Origin of the sequence: Magnetospirillum sp. WYHS-4, assembly GCA_039908345.1 — a bacterium.
In the GTDB taxonomy this organism is placed as follows: domain Bacteria; phylum Pseudomonadota; class Alphaproteobacteria; order Rhodospirillales; family GLO-3; genus JAMOBD01.
The window spans coordinates 1-20,044 of record JAMOBD010000056.1 but is presented as its reverse complement, the minus strand read 5'-3'; the positions used below and the strand labels follow the sequence as shown (position 1 = coordinate 20,044).

22 protein-coding genes are annotated in these 20,044 nt (G+C 63.8%); 2 read left to right on the top strand and 20 right to left on the bottom strand.

Annotated features, from left to right (window positions below; all coding sequences use genetic code 11):
• Positions 1 to 201: 201 nt before the first annotated feature.
• Complete coding sequence (locus H7841_14230; GenBank protein ID MEO5338030.1) at positions 202 to 1,044, bottom strand: metallophosphoesterase; 843 nt, start codon at positions 1,042 to 1,044, stop codon at positions 202 to 204.
• Between the two features lie 210 nt (positions 1,045 to 1,254).
• Here H7841_14230 and H7841_14225 point away from each other — a divergent pair, with 210 nt between their 5' ends.
• The gene (locus H7841_14225) at positions 1,255 to 1,458 is read left to right on the top strand and encodes a hypothetical protein (protein MEO5338029.1); all 204 of its coding nucleotides are present in this window, start codon (positions 1,255 to 1,257) and stop codon (positions 1,456 to 1,458) included.
• A gap of 163 nt (positions 1,459 to 1,621) precedes the next feature.
• Positions 1,622 to 2,482, top strand: a complete 861-nt coding sequence (locus H7841_14220) for a sel1 repeat family protein (protein MEO5338028.1) — start codon at positions 1,622 to 1,624, stop codon at positions 2,480 to 2,482.
• Between the two features lie 167 nt (positions 2,483 to 2,649).
• Here H7841_14220 and H7841_14215 read toward each other — a convergent pair whose 3' ends face one another.
• The 19 genes from H7841_14215 to H7841_14125 all read right to left on the bottom strand — a co-directional run bounded on the left by H7841_14215 (position 2,650) and on the right by H7841_14125 (position 19,858).
• Positions 2,650 to 3,186: a magnetochrome domain-containing protein gene (locus H7841_14215; protein ID MEO5338027.1), complete on the bottom strand. Its 537-nt coding sequence runs from the start codon at positions 3,184 to 3,186 to the stop codon at positions 2,650 to 2,652.
• A gap of 18 nt (positions 3,187 to 3,204) precedes the next feature.
• Entirely contained in the window at positions 3,205 to 3,786 is a 582-nt protein-coding gene (locus H7841_14210; GenBank protein MEO5338026.1) for a hypothetical protein, read from the bottom strand.
• A gap of 54 nt (positions 3,787 to 3,840) precedes the next feature.
• Positions 3,841 to 4,770, bottom strand: a complete 930-nt coding sequence (gene mamB / locus H7841_14205; protein ID MEO5338025.1) for a magnetosome biogenesis CDF transporter MamB — start codon at positions 4,768 to 4,770, stop codon at positions 3,841 to 3,843.
• Positions 4,767 to 5,018, bottom strand: a complete 252-nt coding sequence (locus H7841_14200; GenBank protein ID MEO5338024.1) for a helix-turn-helix domain-containing protein — start codon at positions 5,016 to 5,018, stop codon at positions 4,767 to 4,769. Before H7841_14200 ends, mamB begins: the two co-directional genes overlap by 4 nt.
• Positions 5,015 to 5,866, bottom strand: a complete 852-nt coding sequence (locus H7841_14195) for a LemA family protein (GenBank protein MEO5338023.1) — start codon at positions 5,864 to 5,866, stop codon at positions 5,015 to 5,017. Before H7841_14195 ends, H7841_14200 begins: the two co-directional genes overlap by 4 nt.
• 61 nt (positions 5,867 to 5,927) lie before the next feature.
• Positions 5,928 to 6,572 (bottom strand): tetratricopeptide repeat protein, encoded by a 645-nt coding sequence (locus H7841_14190; protein MEO5338022.1) that lies wholly within the window; start codon positions 6,570 to 6,572, stop codon positions 5,928 to 5,930.
• Between the two features lie 22 nt (positions 6,573 to 6,594).
• On the bottom strand, positions 6,595 to 7,422 hold the full coding sequence (locus tag H7841_14185) for a PDZ domain-containing protein (protein MEO5338021.1): 828 nt from the start codon (positions 7,420 to 7,422) through the stop codon (positions 6,595 to 6,597).
• Between the two features lie 13 nt (positions 7,423 to 7,435).
• A complete protein-coding gene (locus tag H7841_14180) occupies positions 7,436 to 9,424 on the bottom strand; it encodes a TSUP family transporter (GenBank protein ID MEO5338020.1) in 1,989 nt (662 codons plus the stop codon).
• Positions 9,425 to 9,457: 33 nt separating this feature from the next.
• Positions 9,458 to 10,750 carry an SLC13 family permease gene (locus H7841_14175; GenBank protein ID MEO5338019.1) on the bottom strand — a complete coding sequence of 431 codons (1,293 nt, stop codon included), beginning with the start codon at positions 10,748 to 10,750 and terminating at the stop codon, positions 9,458 to 9,460.
• A 14-nt stretch (positions 10,751 to 10,764) separates the two neighbouring features.
• A complete protein-coding gene (mamM, locus tag H7841_14170) occupies positions 10,765 to 11,667 on the bottom strand; it encodes a magnetosome biogenesis CDF transporter MamM (GenBank protein ID MEO5338018.1) in 903 nt (300 codons plus the stop codon).
• A 290-nt stretch (positions 11,668 to 11,957) separates the two neighbouring features.
• Complete coding sequence (locus H7841_14165) at positions 11,958 to 12,203, bottom strand: hypothetical protein (protein ID MEO5338017.1); 246 nt, start codon at positions 12,201 to 12,203, stop codon at positions 11,958 to 11,960.
• 60 nt (positions 12,204 to 12,263) lie between these two features.
• Entirely contained in the window at positions 12,264 to 12,563 is a 300-nt protein-coding gene (locus H7841_14160; protein MEO5338016.1) for a polyhydroxyalkanoic acid system family protein, read from the bottom strand.
• A 47-nt stretch (positions 12,564 to 12,610) separates the two neighbouring features.
• Entirely contained in the window at positions 12,611 to 13,672 is a 1,062-nt protein-coding gene (locus H7841_14155) for a rod shape-determining protein (GenBank protein ID MEO5338015.1), read from the bottom strand.
• Between the two features lie 54 nt (positions 13,673 to 13,726).
• Positions 13,727 to 15,124 (bottom strand): hypothetical protein, encoded by a 1,398-nt coding sequence (locus H7841_14150; GenBank protein MEO5338014.1) that lies wholly within the window; start codon positions 15,122 to 15,124, stop codon positions 13,727 to 13,729.
• A gap of 32 nt (positions 15,125 to 15,156) precedes the next feature.
• Complete coding sequence (locus tag H7841_14145) at positions 15,157 to 17,307, bottom strand: trypsin-like peptidase domain-containing protein (GenBank protein MEO5338013.1); 2,151 nt, start codon at positions 17,305 to 17,307, stop codon at positions 15,157 to 15,159.
• Positions 17,308 to 17,319: 12 nt separating this feature from the next.
• Positions 17,320 to 17,526, bottom strand: coding sequence for a hypothetical protein (locus H7841_14140; GenBank protein ID MEO5338012.1), 207 nt, complete (start codon positions 17,524 to 17,526; stop codon positions 17,320 to 17,322).
• Between the two features lie 85 nt (positions 17,527 to 17,611).
• Positions 17,612 to 18,874, bottom strand: coding sequence for an MFS transporter (locus H7841_14135; GenBank protein ID MEO5338011.1), 1,263 nt, complete (start codon positions 18,872 to 18,874; stop codon positions 17,612 to 17,614).
• 245 nt (positions 18,875 to 19,119) lie between these two features.
• Entirely contained in the window at positions 19,120 to 19,443 is a 324-nt protein-coding gene (locus H7841_14130) for a hypothetical protein (GenBank protein MEO5338010.1), read from the bottom strand.
• A 28-nt stretch (positions 19,444 to 19,471) separates the two neighbouring features.
• Complete coding sequence (locus H7841_14125) at positions 19,472 to 19,858, bottom strand: magnetic particle specific iron-binding protein (protein MEO5338009.1); 387 nt, start codon at positions 19,856 to 19,858, stop codon at positions 19,472 to 19,474.
• Positions 19,859 to 20,044: the final 186 nt, after the last annotated feature.

Genomic DNA, 20,044 nt, shown 5'->3' with positions numbered 1-20,044 from the left:
CCCGATCCGGCGCCCGCCGCGCCGCACCCCCGGCCCCAGACGGCCGAAACGCCCGCCCCGCCGGTCCCACGGCCGGCAACGCTTGACGATGCCCCACCCGTCGATACGATCCATTCCGTTCCCACGCAGAACGATCTTCTCTCCGCCCTGATGGGCAAGCGGTCCAAGCGAAAGTCGTGAGGGTCGCCACGCGGGTGGATGTCAGCCTTGGGCTGGCCTGCGGATCGTTATCAACGCGATCTCGGGCGGCGTGTCGAAACGCAGTGGGACCACGCTGGTGCCGAGCCCGGTGGTGACGAACATGGTTTTGCCCTGGCCCCGCACCCAGCCTCGCCCGTGGCCATCGAGAAGATGGGGAAGGGAGACAAGGTGCCGGACGCGGGAGAGATTCACCTGTCCGCCATGCGTATGGCCGGCAAGCGTCAGCACGGCCCGGGAAGGAACATCGGCGAAGGCCGCCGGATCATGGGCCAGGACGATGACAGGCTCGCCTTCCGGCACGCGCGAGACGGTTTCCTTGGCCTTCGGAATTCGTGTCGAACTGTCGGCAAGGCCCGCGATCCATAAGGGCGGGCCATCGCCCCCCACGGAAGCGACATCGTTTTCCAGGACTTGGATGCCGAACCGTTCCATCTCCCGCCGTATTCCGGGGCCGTCATGCCACCAGTCGTGGTTTCCCAGGACGGATACCACGCCCAAGCGCGCCTGGATTTGCCCAAGGCGTTCGGCGATGGGCCTGGGATGCACGAATCGTCCGAACAGAACGCCGTGAATGACGTAGTCGCCCAGCAGGGCGACGACATCCGCCTTCAGGCCGTTGACCGTCCGGACGACATGCTCCAGCTTGGCGAGGTTCATGTGCGGAGCTCCGACATGAAGGTCGGAGATCGCGGCGATCCGAAGCGGCGGCCGGTCGACCGGCCATTTCTCGGTATACAGGGTGGCGCGCCGCACCCGAAGGCGTCGGGGCTCGATGCCGAAGGCCCACACGCCCAGGCCCAATCCGAATGCCGCGGGCGATAATAAGGCACGCAACCAGATCATCGGTCTTTCGTCCGAAATGTTTCCACCATTTCCTCCCGCAGGCGAAGGCCGAATGGTAATTTACCGCCAGGCGTTAAGACCAGAGAATTTGACTGGACAGGAGCATCCGCGGATGTTCAGATGCCTTTTGTATTCGGAAAAGGGGAAGAAACATTCCCCGCCGACGCGGCTGGAAGATGTGTTCGAAGGGGAACGACAGGGATGTCGGTCATGGAATCGGTAACCACCGGCAAGGTCGCGGCTTTCCTGGCGAAAACCGTGGGAGTGGGATCGATCGGGAGCAGCATGGCGGTGCCGCTGTCCCTTGGAGTCGGCTTCATCGGCGCCATGATCGTGTTCAACAAGATTTCCGAAGCCGCCGCGAACCGGATACTGAGCATCAATCAGCCCCGCCCCGCGAAACGGCGGAGGTAGATTCCCCGCCCGCCATCGGCGAGCCTCTGGCCCGTCGGTCGCGACGGGCCGCTTTCGCCGAGGTTCGGCGCCGGCTTGGCGGCGATCTCTTCACCCCTGTGAGAATCTAGGGTAGGCTGCGGCCTGTCGCAATGCCGGGGAAGAGTCTGAAGAAGGTGGATGCATGGGAAGGCGCCTGGTTGATAAGTCCACCGCTTATCTCAACATGATGAAATACGGGCTGTTGTCTTGGTTGGCGGACCGGGGTTGGGTCGGCGCACAGATTCAGCTCGGGGTCATGAATTATGATGGTCAGGGCGTTTCCCAGGACCACTCCGAAGCGATGAAATGGTTCCGCAAGGCTGCCGAACAGGGCAGGTCCCTCGCGCAGTACTATCTCGGATTCATGTATGAACATGGGCAAGGCACGCACCAGGACCAGGCGGAGGCGGCCAAATGGTATCGCAAGGCCGCCGAGCAGAACGAGCCCACCGCCCGGCTGCGCCTCGGCGACATGTATCTCCGGGGCCAGGGAGTGCCTAGGGACTATGCGGCCGCGATGCAGCTGCTTCGCCCGCTGGCCGACCAGGGCATGACAAGGGCCATCGTCGATATCGCCGTCATCCACGAGGAAGGCCTGGGCGTCCCCCAGGACCACGAGGAGGCGGTCAGGTGGTACAGGAAGGCTGCCAGCCGGGGCGACGTCAATGCCCAGTACACGCTTGGGCTCGTCTACGGAAAGGGTCAAGGCGTGCCGCAGGACAACGCCGAATCGGTCAAATGGTATCGAAGGGCCGCCGGGCAGGGCGATGCCGCCGCCCAAACCAACTTGGGCATCATGTACGAGAGGGGACAGGGCGTTCCGCAGGACTATGTGGAAGCCCACAAGTGGCTCAATCTTGCGGCATCCCGCTATTCGTCATCGGATTCAAAGAAGCTTGATATCGCGGTCAAGTACCGTGACGGGCTCGCCGCCAAGATGACCGCCGAACAGATCGCCGAGGCGCAGAAGCTGGCCCGCGAATGGCAACCGGAGGCCGAATAAGCTTCACACCAACCGGCCAATGAATTGATCGGTTGGTATCTTTTCTTGGCCCTCGCCGGGCGCTCGCTTGGCCGCGGCCGCAATGGCCGCTCGATACCGGCCAACGAGTCGGTTCGAGTATTGGCCGGTATCACATCGTTTCCCCCCCAAGGCCCGCAACCCGCAGATCACAGGTTCCAGAGGAAGCCGCCCTTCTTCTGGTCCACCGGGACCTTGACCACGATGTCGTGGCACTTGATGCAGCGTCCCGCGGGCGGGTGAGGCTGATGGCTGGTGGGCCGCAAGGGCGGTCCCAACTTCCGCACTTGCGACAGGCGCTCGAGAATGGCCCCGACGGGCGTCTTGGGCTGGGTGCCGGGCCCCGGCCCCCCCAGATACAAATGGCAGTGGCTGCATTCTCCGACATAAGGATGCGGCATTCCCTGCCCCGCCTGGATACGCGGGATGTGCTTGACGGTCATCAGCTTGTAGCGTGGCTCTGACCGGAATATCCGATCCAGGGAACCGAACAGGGACGGTTCGGTCGGGGTCGGCAGCTTGCCGAAAAGGACCCCGTCGACGTAACGCATCGGCAAGCTGTCGGCGAATTCTTCCGCGCCGTCCCCAATGCCCGCCCATCCCAGGCCCAGGGCCAAGGCCACGACCAGGACGGCAATGCCGGCCCGGGTCCGCATGAACTCCCTAAGCGGCTTCAGAATGTTCACCCGGACCATCCCCGGCTACTACTGCAACCTGTTCGACCAAAGAGCGAAGCCTTCATCGTTCCTGAGCCGACATTTCTTCCCGTTGACGCTGATGGTCTTGGCATAGAGGGCGCTATTGGGCGTCTTGGCGTCGAAATTGAACGCGACACCCGCCACGTTGTCCCCAGCGGCGACCGGACACCCCTGAAAACCCAGGAACCAGTCCGGCGCCAGGGACACCCCTTGGCCGACCCCCGGACCGCCGCCCAGCCAGACATGTACCTGTCTCCAGTCGATGTCATTCCCAAGGGACACCATCTCCGTCACTTGGCCCGAGAACCGCACCGACGACGCCCGCGTGAAAGGGGTAAGTCCCGGCATGGCCGCGTTCCAGGCTCGCGGCGCCGTTCCCACGCCCGCGGCGCCCCCCAAGCCCGCCGCGCCATCTGGGCTCATGTGGGCCGGGTCCACCGCCCCGCTGCCCGTCCCGGCGACGTTGGTAACCGCGGCGCTCGCGTTCGAAACGTCGCGATCCCAGGCATCGTCGGGAACCATGGCGACTCCCGCCAAGCCGACGACGAAAACCATTCCGGCACCCAGAAGCAAGTGTTCAGGTCTCATGGCTCCGCCCGTTCCTTTCTTCCGAACCGCACACCCCGCGGCATCCGCCATTCGTTACGACGCGGACGCCATGGCCGCCTGAATGCCGTCCTTCCGAGCCGCCTTCTTCGCGACATGGGTGGGAAACACGGTCACTCGGACATCGCGGACATGCTCGATATTGGCAAAGATACGATTGCGCACGGCCTCGGCGATGATGTCGGCCTCGTAGATCTTCTTGTCATTGTCGACACAGATGCCGATGTCGAGGTGCATATCCTCGCCCACATTGCGCCCCCGCAGGTAGTGAACATCCCGAACCAGCGGCGTTCCGCTCGCGATATTGAACGTTTCGATCAGCACATCCATCTCGACCGACGAGTCCATAAGGCCGGACAAGGCCTCGATGTTGAGTTCGACGCCGATCTTGGCCACCAGGACACCCACCACGACGGCCGCCAGATTGTCCGCGACCGGAAATCCGGCGACGGCGGCCACGAGCCCGATCAGCACCCCGAGGGAAGAAAGGGCGTCGGACCGATTATCCCAGGCATTGGCGACGATGGCCGGGCTATTGTTTTCACGTCCGACGCAATACTGATAGCGGTACATGAGTTCATTGGTGGCGATGGAGACAAGCGCCCCCAGAATGGCGAAGGGACTTGGCGATGTCATGTTCCCCGCGACGATCTTCACCACCGACTCGTACATCAGGTAGACGGCGCCCATGATGAGGATGAGTCCGACGATGGACGACGAGATGAACTGCACGCTGCCGTAGCCGTAGGGGTGCTCGTCGTCGGGCGGCCGGCTGGACAGCTTGACGCTGACCATGGTCGTTATGCTGGCGACAACGTCGGCTCCCGAATGCATGGAATCGGCGATCAGGGCCGCGCTACCGCTCAATACGCCGAGCATCCCCTTGAAGGCCGTCTGGGCGATATTGACGACAATCGCCCACCAGATCACTTCGTCCCGACACTGTTTGCAATTCTCCGACTTCATTGGTTCAGGTAATCCAACAGGCTCTGGCCGGAAATCCGATAATTTCCGTCGACCATCTTGGCACGCAAGGTCCCATTCTTCACCAAGTCAAGTACGGCGCGGCGCGCCATGCCGAGAAACCGCGCCGCTTCCTTGGATGTGTAGATGCGATGGGGCTTGATCTCCCGCGTGTGGATATCGTAGAGCTGGAGCCCCGCGGCCACCACCGAGAGAACGGTTCCCACGCGCGCGACCGCCGCCCAAATCATGGCTTGTTCTCCTGATTTTTGTTGGTCTCTTGGGCACCCTTGACCGCCTTTTGCTCGGGCATGAGCTCCCGATAGACATCCGAAGATATTTCCGGAGCCACAGCCTTGGGATCTTTGCCGGACTGGAAGTATGTCATGGACGAAAACCCTGTCCACTCAGCCAAGAGATACCACGGGTATTTTGAAATAGACGTATTATAGTCACGAACGGCCATATGGTACTCGATACGCCGTTCGGCAATCAAGTTCTCCATTTCCACCAGCGATGTCATGGCCTGCTTATAGGTCTCCGCCGATTGAATGGTCGGATACTGTTCGACGACCGCCAGCAACCGCCCGAGCGCCCCGTCCAAGGCGCCACCGGCCGCCACGCCCTTGAGCATCTTCGACAAATCCAAGGGCGCCTCGCCAGCGCTCTCGCCGACGCCTTCGCCCCCGATCTCACCGCCGGCGGCGGCACCCTTGACCTGATTGATGAATTCAGACCGTACCCTCGCGGTATATCTGAAGACCTCATGTTCCAACGCCGCATGGCTCAAGGTAAGGCTCACCAAGTTGGAAAACAGGTTGGCGCGGCGCTGCAGGGCCCCCTCGAGGTTACCCGCCTTGGAGTAGGCCTCCTCGCGCAGCATGATGAAGGCATTGAACTTGTAGAATAGGGTCGCGGAAAACGCGATGACCGCAAGGATCGATCCGATCCAAAGCAGCTTCAGCCCCGGGACCGGCGGAACATGGAAAGTCGTGGCGACTTCGTTCTTGTAGAGATTGCTCAGCAGAACCTCGGAACGCTTGAGGCGTTCCGCTCTCGGGTTCTCCTCGGTCTCGACCCTGTCGAATATCCATGCCACGGCGCTACACATCCATCCCTGTTGTCACTCTGGCGCCCGAACCGCCAGAAGCCATCGGCCCCTAGTCGGCGGACAAGTCATCGGCCCGCTTGACGTGGGCCAAGGCTTCCCCTTGGTCGCCCTTTCGCTCGTAAGCCTGAGCGATCGCACGGTGGACCTTCGCCTCCTGCGGCCGAAGATCGATGGCCTTCTTAAAGACTTCGATGGCCCGATCGTACTTGCCAACCTCATGGCACGCCACACCCAGGCGGTAGAGGACGATGAAGTTTTCCGGCTTGTCGGCGGCGACCTTTTCGAGCAACGGAAGTGCCTTCCCGTACTCCTCGATCTGGCCGTAGGCAAACCCTAGGACCGTCGCCACCGTCGTGTCGCTCTTGTCCTCGGCATAGGCCTTCTCCAAAAGCTCGATACCCACCGTTTGCTCGCCAGTCTTGACGTACGAAAGCCCCAGATGAATGAGAATATCCCGATTTTCCGGGTCCGCCTCGTGGAGGGGCTGCAGCAGCGGAATCGCGCGCTCGTATCGGCCCGCCTTGGCGTGCTGAATCCCCTTCTGCCGGAAGTAATTCTCCCGATCCTTCTCGTCGATGGTCAGCAGGGATTGGAAACCGGCGATAGCGTTGTTCGCAAGCCGCTTGCCGATGGTCGCCGCATACTGAACATAGAGTCCGGCGATGTCGCCAAAGTTGGTAAGCTTGTCTTTCATTTTCTATCCATTCCCTAAGACTCTAACGAATGATATGGCACGCCTTACAGGGGCCATTGTCCTCGTGCGGGGGGACACCTTTGACCACGGCATCGCGGGAAATAGGCGGTGGCGGCAATGTTATCAGGTCGGGGTCCGGCGTCAACTCGAAACCCTTTCCGATGGCATGGCACTTCGTGCAGGCCCCGCGATAACCGTGCGGGCGCGGGTCGCCGGGCTTGATCTGCGGCGCCCCTTCCACCTGCGCCATGCCAAGATACGGATTGGCGCGCAACACCAGCGAGAGGCGCTGCATGGTGTAGAGCCCCCGCTCCTTTTCCGGCCCCTTGCGCAGGACCACCACCTTGGCCTGAGGCTGGTTCCGGACGCCCATGGACTGACGCTGAAGGTCCTCCAGCGTTTCCACCGGCATGTCCTCGATTTCGACGATGACATCCCCCGCAAACAGGCCGGCATCGACGGCGTTGAGGGTGACCTCGCCGATCAGCACTCCCTTCAGATCCATCGGAAACTTGAGTTTCTTTCGAAGCTCGGCGGTAAGAAGGCGACAGTCCATACCTTGCCAATGGGCCTCGAAAATCTCCACGTTCCTGGGGATGTAGTTGGGCACCGCCGGGTCCTCGGCGCCCCCCGCCGCCACGTTGCCCGCCGCTCCCATGTCCTGGGCCACTGCGGAAGCCACGTTCGGAGCAGCCGGAACGGCGACCGGAGCGGCCGCCTGCATCGCCCCCATCTCGGCGGGTGATTGCGGGGAACGCTGTCGCCACACGCCGTCCCCCAGAAAGGCGAAGGCGATCGCCCCGACGAGGAGGACCAGGACGGCCTTGGCGATCAAGGCATTCATCTTCATTCGCCGCTCCCGCCTACAGGCCCATGTACAACATCTTGAAGGCGACGATCGCCATGGTCGCCATGTAGAACCACTTGAGAAGGACGATCGGCAAGGTCCGCAGCAGATAGGTTCCGACGATCCCCCCCACGTAGGCGCCGGGCGCCATGATAACGGCCATGAGGACCGGGGACTGCCAATCGATCAGCCCGACGCTCAACCCATGGGCGAAGGCGACGGCGGCACCGGCCAACGAAGCCCAGAAGACGAGGATCGAGCTGTTGGCGATGGCGTTGCGCAACGACATGCCGGCCAGAAGACGCTGCACCGGAACGCTGATCACCCCCCCGCTGATGCCGGTAACGCCGCTGACGAAGCCGACCGGCAAGCCGATGGCGATCATCCAGCCCAGCCCATCCGGAACACCACGCCTCGCGCCCTTCTTCCTCGGAGGTTCGGCGGCGGCGAATTCCAGATCGTCGTCCCTGTCGGAACGGCGCGGGTTCTTTTTGTCGGCGTTCGTGTCCACTAGAAGGTCGTGGGAGTGATCCGACGTGACGATTTCATGCAGGCTCTTGACCGCAACGAGAAGCGCCAGCAGGCCGATCAGGATGGCCACCGCATCGTCGCCCACGACGTTGCCCGTGAAGTAGCCGGCCACCGCGCCGGCAACGGCCCAGGGAATGGCCGGCTTGATCTTGCTCCAGATGATGGTGTCCGTTTTCCCGTGGTGGAGCGAGGCCGCCCCGTAGACGAACAGGTTGGTGAGATAGACCACGGGCCGCACCAGGTAGATACCGTACCCGAAAAGCGTCATCATCCCAGCCACTTGGAGGATGCCCCCTCCCATCGTCATCATGCCGCCGACAATGCCGACGACCAGGGCGAGTAGGGCCAGTCCCAGTGTGGTGGGCAGAGTGAACCCGGCAATGCGGAAACTGGTGGAATGGTCGGCGTCGACCGGAGCGGCGGTTCCGGCACCGATCGCCGGTCCGGCAGGCATCGCGGGGCCCGCAATGTTCATTCCGAAAGCGCCGGCCCCCGCGTTGACTTGCGCCTTGGCCATGGACCACCACGATGACGAACCCAAGGGAGCCTCGGCCGGACTCTTGCCCGCCGCCGCGGAAGGGCTGGGCATGGCCGCGACCAGAGCTTGGCCGCCGGCCGGAAGCGGGGTGGTATTGGCGACGTTGGCTTGCCCTCCCGGCGCGCTAAAGCCCACCACATCCTGGAAATGGGCGTTGATGACGTGGGCGGGAACGGCGTATCCCAGGATGGTACCGCGCGCATCCTGGATGGCGAGGCCCATGCCGACCAGTTCGCCCGCCACATTCACCACCGGGCCGCCGCTCTGTTCCCAGGAATAGACGGCATCGGTCGCCAGCAGGGTCGTCAGGGTCATCCCCGCCACGGCTTCCCGCACGTTGGTCGTCGTCACCTCGCCGCTCTTGATGATGGGAACGCCATTCGCGTTCACGCCGAAGCCGAACACCGGAGCCCCCACCGCCAGGTTCTCGGTATTCGCCATCTTGAAGAACAGGAACCGATCCGTCGTCAGCATCTTGAGCATGACGAGATCGTGGCCGGGCTCGGACTTCACCACCTGGGCGTCGTAGAACCTGATCCCCTTGGCCGTCCGAACGGCGATCCGGATCTTGGCCTGATTGGCCACGGAATGAGCGGTCGTAACCACATAGCCACCGGCGCCGACAATGGCGCCCGCACCGACCATGGTGGCGTTGGCCCCCGAACCGACGATGCCGACCACGGCGGGGCTCGTCACTTCGTAGATACGCTGCATGTCCGGCTGCGCCACGTCCCGGAACAGGAATTCGCCGACCGAAAGACCGGAGGCCGACTCGAAGTAATCGTCCCGATCGTAGGTGTCGAGGATATAGAATCCCCAAATGATGGTCATCACCAGCAGGGCGGCCGCCCCAAACACGGGGAGCTTCCATGGCCTCTTGCAGAAAACGATCATGTTTTCCGCCAGCCGGACTGTGTTCGGGGCATTATTCCTCATGACGCTTCATCCTCTCGGCATCGACATGGAACTCTAGCCCGCCGACGCGATCACGTACAGCGTGGAAAGGGCTAGAAAGATGCCCATGATCGGCATTCCCCAACGCAGGTATCCCTTGAAGTCCAGTCCGTGGTTCGCTCCGCCCGTTACGGACGGATGCCGGACGAAAAAGCGTTCCAAGTGAGTCTCGACGAGCGAGCCGGCGGTGGCCCCGGTCAAGGTTCCGGACGACCCGGCCAAGACTCCCAGGGAGAGGGCCCACCAGACGGTAACGTCGGACACGTCCACGTACATCTGTTCCGCCAGGGGGATGAAGAAGGCGGTCGCCGGGCCAGCACTCAGAAACAAGGTCACACCCGCCGCCATCCACATCAGAACCACCATGCCGGCCAGGGCGTTGCCCCCGCCCGCCTGGGCGATCACCCACCCCAGCCCATCCAGGACGCCCGCGGCGGCCAGGCCGCCCACCATTACGAAGAGACCGGCGAAATAGAGGATGTCCTCGCCGCCGCAAGCCGCGAACCAGTCATCCGCTTCCTTGCCGCCGTGGCTGGCGACGACGGCCGCCACGCCCCCGACAATGGCGACCCACGCGGGCCGGACGCCGAGCAAGTCCGCCGACAGGAATCCGATCAACATCCCCACCATGATGGATAGGCCCAGACGGGTCCCGCGTTGGTCGCTGCGGGCCGGTACTCCGGCCTGGAACGATTCCTTCGCCTGCCCGACCGCAAGGCGCACCCCCTTCCGCTGCGTCCCGAAATACCACAACATGGCCGCCAGAAGCATCAGGCAGGGAACCATCATGCCACCGATGAAGTCCAGAAAGCTCAGCCGCGCGGCGGAAGCGATGATCATGTTGGGGAAATCGCCGACCATGGTCGATGCCCCTCCCAGGTTCGAGGCGACGATCTCGGCAGCAAGAACCGGTGCCGGGCGCAAACCCATGTCGCGGCACAAGGCGAGGGTCATCGGCAGCATGATCAGCATCGCCGACAAGTTGTTGGCGAACAGCGAAATGACGTAGGTCACCAGCGACAGCAGAACCAGGGCCAACCACCTGTTCCCGTCGGCGTGAGCCACGACCCGGCCCGCCACCCTGGCGAAGAAGCCGGATCGGGAAAGCAGATCGGTGGCAGCCGACATGCCGAAGATCAGCGCCAAGGTCTCGAAATAGATGGAACCGATGGCCTGCTCGACAGAATAGAAATTCCACGCGCCACCGACGACGACCATCGCCGCGGCCCCCGCCAGCATGGCCGCGCGGCGATCCACGGCCCCGCGGTAGAGCACCACGAAGACCGCCACGAAAATCAGAACGGCCAAGACCGCATCCAACGTCACGTTCCCTCGAGTTCAAGCGCGGGCTTGCCGGCCGTCGCGGGGCCATTCAGGCGCAGTGGCGGCGACACCGGCTCCTCGTCATGGCAGGAGGCACTGACATGCAATGCCCCGATGTGAGGGATGGAATGGAGAATGCGCTCCTTGACCCTTTCCGTGACATTGTAGGCCTCGGCGACCGTGGTCTCGGCGTCGATACCGATGGTGATTTCGGCGAAAACCTCCTGCCCGATCAAGCGGGTGCGCATGGTCTTGACCTCGCTCACGCCATCGGTCCCCTTGATGATCCGCGCCATCTTGTCGCGGACCTTCCTGTCGAGGCTGCGATCCAGCAGGCCGCGATAGGAATCGCGGAATACCTCCGAGGTCAGGAACATCAGGTGCACGGCCTCGATCACCGCCACGCAGGTATCCAGCCAGGGCATGCCCAAATAGTGCGATCCGATGATGCCCACGGCCACGGCGGCCGAGCCGGTGGCGTCGGAATGATGGTGCTTGGCCATGGTCCGCAGGATGGGGCTGTTGGTTTCGACCGCGACGCAGCGCGAGTAGAAATATAGCCCCAGATTGCAGGCGATCGACACGATCGCCGTCCACAGCGCGATCAGATGCGGCGCCCGATGGGAATCGGCGTTGAAAAGAAGCGTCACCGCATGAACCAGCAGGTACCCGGTCACCACCATGAAAATCGTGCTGACGAACAGCGACAGGACGAACTCGATCTTGCCGTGCCCGTAGGGGTGTTCCTGGTCGATCGGCTTTTCCGAAACCGTCATGCCGACGATGACCAGCAGCGATGTCACCACATCCTTGGCCGAATACATGGCGTCCGTGAGCATGGCCTGCGAGCCCGAAACCAGCCCGACGAACGCCTTCGTGACCAGAAGAAGGGTGCTGGTCACCAACCCCACCCAACCGATGCTCCGGGAACACCGTGCGCAGCCTGCGTATCTCATGGATTATTTCCGTGCTCTTGCTGTTGCTTCGGGGGGCGCGTCCCGGATCGTCTCACATGTCTCGCGGCGGCTGCCGCCGGCTGCCGAAAATCACGTCAAAAAGCCCGTACCCAATCCGGCGGCGGACTCGATAATCCTGATAAAGGCGATAAGCCCAGATCCCGCAGGCCGCACCCAATAGAAACTGGAACATTTCGCTTCACCACGCTCCATCCGACCTTAGGCCGCTCTCGGTGCTAAACACCCTGACGAGGTAGCGGCAGCTTGGTCTCCTGCCGCCGCCCACCGCGCTTCACCGCCTTCCGAACGACGGTAAGGACGGTCACGATGCACCCCGCCAGAAACGACAGGATCACCACCACCGCCAGCGGCACTTCCACTGGACGCCCGATCAGCAAGTACGCGGTCACCGGCTCCAGGTTCTGTACCGTCAGCAAGACGAACAGAACCGCGAAGACGAAATAGGAAATCAACCTCAGCATGGCAATCCTTCGTGACCCACCTCGTGCCTCATGGACCGAACGTCTCTTCCGTCCTCAAGCTCACCCGAGACTGCTTTCCAGTAGTTGCCGGATGTGGCGCTCCGCCACCTTCCGGAACGGACTCGCGGCCCAGGGAAGGCGGACGGACACCGTTACCTTATCGTCCTTTACCCGCATCTCCCCCACGACGTCGAAGCCCTTGACCTTGGCGCGAAGATCGAAGCGCCCGGCCCGCCGGACGAACGCCGCGTCCTCGATCAGGTCATTGCCGCCGTGCTCCGCCGCCAACAGGCGCTCCAGCCTCTCGATGGCCCGATCGCACCCCAGATTGTGCCCGACATCCAGCGTCACTTGCGCCACGAAATCTCCTTCCGGTCAAGGACCCCTTATCGGCCCCTTCCGCCATCCTAGCCCACCATGTCTCCCAGTTGGCCCCAATAATTGATCGGCAGTTCCTGGGCCAATTTCAGGGCGCCAGCGCAACCGGAATGGACGGGATCGGAGACTCGGGTCACCTTGGCGTCGCCGTACCCGACGAGCGACTTGACGATATAGGCATCCAGCCCGCTGATCTGGGAACCGCCGCCCGCCAGAAGGATGTTGCGCAACGCATCGGCTTGGTCCTCGGGCGGAAAGCCCTGGATCAGCAACTCGATATTCTCGATGATTTCCGGCACCAGGGACTCGCAGGCCTTCCTGACTTCGTCGGTGACATCGACGGAAATCGGCTTGCCGCCGGCCCGCAATTCCACCTCGACCCGCTTGGCGGACTCGCCGACGAAGGCGTGGCGTTCCTTGATCGCGCAGGCGACGGCCGCGTTCATCTGGACTTCCGGATGCTTCTCGACGATCAGGGCCTGCAGCTTCTCGTCCACGTAGTTGCCGGCCTTGACCAGGGTCGCCTGATCCTCCCGGCCGGGCATGGCCCCCTTCAAGGCGCAGAAGTCCGTGGTCCCGGCCCCGATGTCGACGACGATCGACTTGAGCAGCCGGTTTTCGCCATAGGCCACCATAAAGGGCTCGGACACCACCAGAACCTTGTCGAACACTTCCTGGGCGACGGCCAGCAACGAGTCCTTGTTCGCCATGGATGCGCGAGCCGGAACGCCGATGATCGCACAGATATTGTCATTCTCGCCGGCGTCCAACTGCTTGAGGACGTATCCGAGGAGATGGCGCGCGACCTCGCGGTCGCGCTCGGTGAACTCCCTGAGGACGCCGTCCTCGAGAGGATAGTGGAGGTCGAGATAGGAACGCATCTCGAAGGCCTGCTCGCCGACCACGTAGGGGGCATTGAGCAGCTTGATCCCGATCAGGTCGCGAGGATAGCCGACGACCGACCGGACGACGAACTTATGGCCGCGATCCGACATCACGACTGTCCGCGAAGTCCCCAGATCGACCCCTACGTACAGCGTCTTGCCGACGGAAGACGGCTTCCTCTCCGTCGCATGCCCTGCATCCACCATTTCGCGCGCCCTCCTTGAAAATCGCCAATGATCTTTCTGGTCTCGCGGAAGCGGCTAGGCCGCTCCCCTGCCGGAATCTCCAGTCGCCTCGCCCTTATCCGCCGGCATATCCCGGCGGGCGGTCTTGGAGCCGCCGATGAATCCGCCGACCAGGCCTTCCACCTTGCCAAAGCCCGCCTTCGCGGCCGAGGTCACGGCGCCGATGCCCGTCATGGCCGTCGCGGCCACGGCACCGACGCCCGTCATCGCCGTCGTGGCCACGGTGCCGATACCCGCCTTGGCCGTCGACGTCACGGTGCCCACGCCCGCCTTGATCTTCTCGGGATTCGCCACCGCGACGACCCCGGTAGCAAGGGAGGCGCCGCCATCGATGATGTGCCCCAGGCCGTTGCCGAGCGCGTTGACCACGCCGTTGAAGATATCCTCGACGGGGATTTCCTCTCCCTCCCCGGTACTTGCCCGCTTGGCCGGCTTGGCCTTTGCCCTTCGCGGAGATGTCTTTTCCTCGACGGCCGGAGCGCGGGGTTCGGCCACCACCTCCTCGACGGCCGGAGCGGCGGGTTCGGCCACCATTTCCTCGACGGGCGGAGCGGCGGGTTCGGCCACCATCTCCTCGACGGGCGGAGCGGCGGGTTCGGCCACCATCTCCTCGACGGCCGGAGCGGCGGGTTCGGCCACCATCTCTTCGACCGGTTCCGGGGCCACCGACGCTTCCTCCACGGAATTATCGCTCACCGGCTCCGGCTTCGCCATTTTCGAAGGTGGCGTCCAATTGGATTTGCCCATTCGCTTCTCTTCGATCATCTCGCCCGCTCCAATTTCCATACCATTCATGGATTCAGTCGACATCTCGATGCCTTCCTGGCCGAACTCGTCGGCCGACATGGCCCCGGCCTCCTCGGTTCGATCATCCTGAACTTGGGCATCGGCCTCGACAACCTGGGATGCAACGCTTTCCGCCACGACGGCCGACATCCCCTCGACGACATCGGGAGCCGGGACAACCGGAAGCTCTCCCGAAAGGACCACCGCTTCCAACCGACTGTCCGATGTCTCCCGCCAGGGATTTTCCGGTAAGTCCTTCTTTTCGTGGGTGGCGTCGCCAAGCCGCCTCGGACGCGGCAGGGCCGGAGCATGAATGACCGCCTTGGCGTCCCGCTTGGCCCAGGGCGATACGTCGAACAAATCCACCCAATCCTTGGTCCCGCCTTCCTTTTTCGCCGGCTCGTCCGGGGTTGGAGCCGGGATGGGAGCGGGCGCGGCCTCGACCACGGGAGCCGCCGCTTCGACCGGGGGCTTGTCGGCGACGCGCTTGACATCCGCCTTGTCGGCGACGCGCTTGACATCCGCCTTGTCGGCGGGAGGGGAGTTGCCCTTCAATCCCCGAACCTTCTGGCGCGATGGCTGACCATTCCGTCCACGCGCCTTCTTGTCCTTTTTCATCTTCGTCATGCGCTTCACCCCCGACGCGGCCAGTCCGGCCCCTATTCCACGATCACGTAAAAATCGCGGTCATTCCGCGCCACCCGAAACACCTTGGCGCCTTTCTTGGATGCAGTCCGTACCACCAAGTCCATCTGCGCCGCCGTCGCGACGGGCTGGCGATCGATTTCCAGGATCACGTCATTCGCCGCAAGGCCCGCGCGGTCCGCCTCGGACCCGGGAATCACCTCGGCGATCTGGGCGCCCTTCAAGCCCTGCATGGGCGAACCGGGTTGAGTCGTGGCGGGAACGAAGGACTCGATTTCCATTCCCAGCCAATTGAACTCCGTCGGCACCGCCGGCGTCCGGCCGGCGGCCCCGGCTCCCATGCCCGGGGTCGCCCCAGGCGTGGCGGCGCCCGGCGGCGCGAAGACCGCGACGCCGAGATCGAGCCGAAGGCGTCTTCCATCCCGCTCCACCGCCAGACGCGCGGTATTGCCATTGCCGGCCGCGGCGACGCTGGCGGCGGCCTCGCGCGCGGTCTGGACGCGCCGTCCATCGATCTTGAGAATGATGTCGCCGGGTCGCACGCCCGCCTTGGCAGCCGGCGACTCCGGCACTACGGAGGCCACGAAAACGCCGTGGCCGGCCTGATGCTTCAACGTCGTCGCAAGCGCCGGGTCGATGGCCCGCACCTCGGCGCCCAGGATGGCGAAGCCCGGCTCCTGTCCTCCCGCCGTCGGCGCGGCCACGTTCCTGGCCAGAGTCCCCGGCGGGCCGGCGAACTGGTTCTGCATGGCGACCGGGGTCGCGGCCGCCGCGGCCCCGCCCTTCGTCAGGATCGTGTGGCAGGTCACGCAAGCCATCTTTTCGCGACCATCCTTGTGGGGGGACCGAGCCCCCGCGAGGATCGCCGGACCGGCCTGGGCGGCCGCGGACGGCTGCAGGGCGACCGGAGACGCGCTGGCCCCCACGCCCTTGGTCAGGATCGTATGGCAGGTCACGCAGGCGATTTTTTCCCGGCCGTCCGTATGCGGCGTCTTCGCGCCTGCGAGGATCGGCGGCCCGGCCGTGCCGACCGCGCCTCCGGCGGGAGAGGCCGGCGCCGGCTGCCCGAAGGCCGCCGCGCGCGCCTTGGGAAGGCGGTTGATTTCCTCGAGGATGAACATCCGCGCCTGATTGCTGGGAACCGCGAAGCCGACTCCGGAAAAGGCGCCGGTCGGCGTATAGATCGCGGTATTGATCCCGATCACGGTGCCGTTCCTGTGGATTAGCGGCCCCCCCGAATTGCCCTGGTTGATGGCAGCGTCGGTCTGGATGAGGTCGCGGTGATTCACGCCCTCGATGACCAGGGACTTGCCGATGCTCGACACGATCCCACGGCTCACCGTATGGTCCAGGCCGAACGGGCTGCCGATGGCGATCACATCGTCGGCCACGTTGATCCGCCCGCTGTCGCCGAGAACGGCCACGGCAAGCGGAGCCTTGGGCTTGATCTTCAAGAGAGCCAGATCGATGGCCTCGTCCATCTTCACGACCTCGGCGGCATAGCGTTCCGACCCGAACTCGTTGAAGACGGTCACCAGGACGTTGTTGGCGCCCCGAACGACGTGGTAGTTGGTGAGAATGTACCCGTCGTTGCGAACGATCACTCCGGACCCCACGCTTTCCAGAGCCCTGGCGGCGAGCGGGTCGGCGAAACGGACGACTCCGTCGGCCGGCGCGGGGTCTTGTGGCGTCAAGGCCGCCCCCGTGGCGCCTTTGACGGTGCCCGTGTTCTTCGCCACGGTCACGTTGACCACGGCATAACGGACGGAATTGACGATCTTCGCGAAATCTCCACGGGCCTTGGGCCCGCCGGCGGGAAGCCCCATGCCGTCGAACGGCTGTAGCCAATTCACCGCCTGCGCGGCGGCCGCCGGAGCTTCCAGCTCGGCGCCGGGAACTCCCATCGCCATCGCGGGAATATTCACGACCGGGCTACCCTGAACCATCGGAAGGCCCGCGGCCCCAACGGACGGCTGAGTCGCCGCCCCACGGGACTGACCTGCCACCCCGCCATCGGAGTAGTAGTTCTGATACCAGTAGGTCCCGGAGAGGATCATGACGCCGGCGGCGGCGATCACATAGAAATACTTACGCAGATCCTTGGCACAGACCTCCGGCTTGGCCGCCGTGCTTCCACCCGCATCTTCCCAGTCCGTCACGTCCATCGGAAACCGTTCCTACTCGCCGAGAAGTTCTTCATCGGTGGCGTCTTCGTCCTTGTTGGCGCGGACCTTGGTCAGGCCGGCCGCAAGGGTCAGGAGCCCCACGACGATGAGCACGATGGGAACGACCCCGCGCAGCAGCTCCATGACGGACCACCACCATACGGTCAACCCCCACAAACCAAACGCCACGGCAAGGAGTCCCGCGATTATTGTCGGCATCAGGTGTTCTCCATGTCATTGGGGGCCAATCCCCCCCGAAACAAAATTCTCGTAGCGGGTCCCAATCCAACCGCCACCCCGCCTCTCATACGAGACCCGGCCCGTCGAAAGCCTTGCTTCCGACCACCGCCTCAAGATCATCCCCGTCATGCTCGCGCCGCGCTTCCCTTGGGTTGGTGGAAGCTCGGTAAACCAACAGACCGTATACCATAATCGCCAGATTTCCAATGCCGTTCAGGATGAACGGGGCATGGGGCCCGATCCTGTCGAAAAGGAACCCACCGACTTGAACGAAAACGATAATCCCGATCCCGCCGATCACATTGAACGCCCCCAGGACGGAGCCCCTTATTTCCTTGGGACTCAGATCGATGGCAAGGACCTGAGGCGCTACCAGACACCCCGCCTGGCCGACGGCGACGAGTGCGACCGGAACCAGGGCTTGCCATTCGAAGGGGTTGACCACCAGCCCCAGAATGCATAGGCCGGCTCCGGAGAGGGCCATGCCGAGACTGATCGCCAAGACCCTTCCGAACCGCTCGATTATCAAGCCCCAGAACGGAATCGACGCCAGAACGACGAACGCCGCCAAGCCGATCACCCCGCCGGCATGGGCGGCGGCGGCCTCCTGGTCCATGCCGACCAGGTCGGCGAAATAGATGAACCACATCATCAGGAAGAGGCCGATGAAGACCATGTCGCTCCGCGCGAAGAACGCGGACGCGAATGCCAGGCGCATCTCGCGCCGCTTGCGCAGGGTCCGGCCGATGCGCTTCCACGGAATGCCGGCCTCGGCTTGACGGGGTGCGATATCGATCAGGTAACGCTTTCCCAGCCAAGCCCCGATAAGGGCGACGACCCCGGTGAGAAGCATCACCGCGATCACCCCCGCATGCTGGGGAATCTGCATCAGGATGGCGTAGACCAGGGTGGCGCCGAAGGCCATCATGAAGGCCATGTTCGCCATGTGCCGGGCACGATTGTCGTAATCGGTGAAATCCCCCGCCAGCATCGATAGCTGCGGCCAGATCGCGCAGTTGCCCAGGGACATGATGATCCGCGCCAGATAATAGATGGCGATTCCGCCGACGCCGAGAAGCACCCCGATGGCCGCGCTGAAGGGGGCAAGGAAAGCGCCGATGGCCGACACCAGGAAACCCGCGACCAGAAACGGGACCCGGCCGAACCGGTCCGAGAGAACCCCGAGATAGCCGACCAGCACCAGATCCAGAAGCTCGGTCACCACCAACACGGTGGCGTTGCTGGTTCCGGCGCTTTCGAACGAAACCCCGAGGACGTTCCGAAGGAAAAGCGGCTGCACGGCCACGGCCAGGGTCATGAAAATCATGACGACCGCCGACAGAAGGTAAAGCGCGTTCCAGCGGCTTCCGGAGATTGGTCGCGTGACGGTCACTGCAGCCCCTCAGCGTTGAACCCCTCTACCGCTTTCCACGAAGGAAAGCCCGCCCCCGCGAACCGGAGGCCGCGGCAGGGTACGATATCCAGGTTCCTCTCGTCCACCGATATCCCACCCCCCACCCCGCCGACGATGTCTTGCAACGTCGGGAAACCGTCGGCGGAAAAGCGGGCGATCTAGATGGCCGCGGCCACGCTGCTGACCAAGGGCAGCTTCCAGGCCTTCCTCAACAGCACCGACACCAGGCCCAGGACCGACAAGGCCAGAACCGCCATGGCGGACATGCTGAAGAACCACTTGCCGAGACCGGGAACATGAAGGGCGAACATCGCCAACACGCTCCAAATCCAGATCACCAATCCCTGCTTGGCATGGAAGTAAACGTACTCATCGGTCTTGTTCATGAGCAGCGGAACGAAGCAGAGAACGCCCAGATAGCTCATGCCCGCCATGACGCGGGACTGAGCCGTCATATCGCTGCGGAGCGCCTTGACAGTCATTTCGGATACCTTCCCCATGCAACAAAGGTCAAGTCAACGCCTCGTGCAACTCGAGCTCGGCGTCCGACTGGGCGCCCTCGACCTTGCGGCTCCGCATGTAGCCGTAGACCGCAGCCGCACCGACCGCGCCGAGAATGACCGGTCCCCAAACGCCAAGGCCGAGACCAAGCCCCAGGCTCAGCCCCTTGCCCGTCCAGATGGTACCCCCGGCGGCAACCCCGCTCTTGGTCAGAACGCCGGCACCGGCGGCGCCACCCGTGGCGCCCTTGCCGGCGATCGCCGTAGCGGCCTTGCCGGCCGTGCCGGTGGTAGCGGCCTTGCCGGCCGTGGCGGCCTTGGCGCCAGCGACCTTGGCTCCGCCGGCCTTGGCGCCGGCCATTTTCGCCCCGGCGACCTCGCGCTCGACCTCGCCCATCCCGGCCTTGCCGGCAACGGCGGCAGTTTTCGCGGTTCCGGTTCCGGCGCCAGCGCCAACTCCAGCACTCGACCCAGATGAAATTCGCTCCGACCTTGATCCAGCCGAAACGCGCTCAGTCCTCGACCCCGCCGAGCCTCGCTCAGGCCTCGATCCTGCCGAGACACGCTCAGGCCTCGATCCAGA

What these genes read in the sequence shown, in the direction of transcription:
- H7841_14230 (MEO5338030.1), bottom strand. Translation starts at nt 1,044, where the DNA reads ATGATCTGGTTGCGTGCCTTATTATCGCCCGCGGCATTCGGATTGGGC.
- H7841_14225 (MEO5338029.1), top strand. Translation starts at nt 1,255, where the DNA reads ATGGAATCGGTAACCACCGGCAAGGTCGCGGCTTTCCTGGCGAAAACC.
- H7841_14220 (MEO5338028.1), top strand. Translation starts at nt 1,622, where the DNA reads ATGGGAAGGCGCCTGGTTGATAAGTCCACCGCTTATCTCAACATGATG.
- H7841_14210 (MEO5338026.1), bottom strand. Translation starts at nt 3,786, where the DNA reads ATGAGACCTGAACACTTGCTTCTGGGTGCCGGAATGGTTTTCGTCGTC.
- mamB (MEO5338025.1), bottom strand. Translation starts at nt 4,770, where the DNA reads ATGAAGTCGGAGAATTGCAAACAGTGTCGGGACGAAGTGATCTGGTGG.
- H7841_14200 (MEO5338024.1), bottom strand. Translation starts at nt 5,018, where the DNA reads ATGATTTGGGCGGCGGTCGCGCGCGTGGGAACCGTTCTCTCGGTGGTG.
- H7841_14190 (MEO5338022.1), bottom strand. Translation starts at nt 6,572, where the DNA reads ATGAAAGACAAGCTTACCAACTTTGGCGACATCGCCGGACTCTATGTT.
- H7841_14185 (MEO5338021.1), bottom strand. Translation starts at nt 7,422, where the DNA reads ATGAAGATGAATGCCTTGATCGCCAAGGCCGTCCTGGTCCTCCTCGTC.
- H7841_14180 (MEO5338020.1), bottom strand. Translation starts at nt 9,424, where the DNA reads ATGAGGAATAATGCCCCGAACACAGTCCGGCTGGCGGAAAACATGATC.
- H7841_14165 (MEO5338017.1), bottom strand. Translation starts at nt 12,203, where the DNA reads ATGCTGAGGTTGATTTCCTATTTCGTCTTCGCGGTTCTGTTCGTCTTG.
- H7841_14155 (MEO5338015.1), bottom strand. Translation starts at nt 13,672, where the DNA reads ATGGTGGATGCAGGGCATGCGACGGAGAGGAAGCCGTCTTCCGTCGGC.
- H7841_14150 (MEO5338014.1), bottom strand. Translation starts at nt 15,124, where the DNA reads ATGACGAAGATGAAAAAGGACAAGAAGGCGCGTGGACGGAATGGTCAG.
- H7841_14145 (MEO5338013.1), bottom strand. Translation starts at nt 17,307, where the DNA reads ATGGACGTGACGGACTGGGAAGATGCGGGTGGAAGCACGGCGGCCAAG.
- H7841_14140 (MEO5338012.1), bottom strand. Translation starts at nt 17,526, where the DNA reads ATGCCGACAATAATCGCGGGACTCCTTGCCGTGGCGTTTGGTTTGTGG.
- H7841_14135 (MEO5338011.1), bottom strand. Translation starts at nt 18,874, where the DNA reads ATGATTTTCATGACCCTGGCCGTGGCCGTGCAGCCGCTTTTCCTTCGG.
- H7841_14130 (MEO5338010.1), bottom strand. Translation starts at nt 19,443, where the DNA reads ATGACTGTCAAGGCGCTCCGCAGCGATATGACGGCTCAGTCCCGCGTC.
- H7841_14125 (MEO5338009.1), bottom strand. Translation starts at nt 19,858, where the DNA reads ATGGGCGAGGTCGAGCGCGAGGTCGCCGGGGCGAAAATGGCCGGCGCC.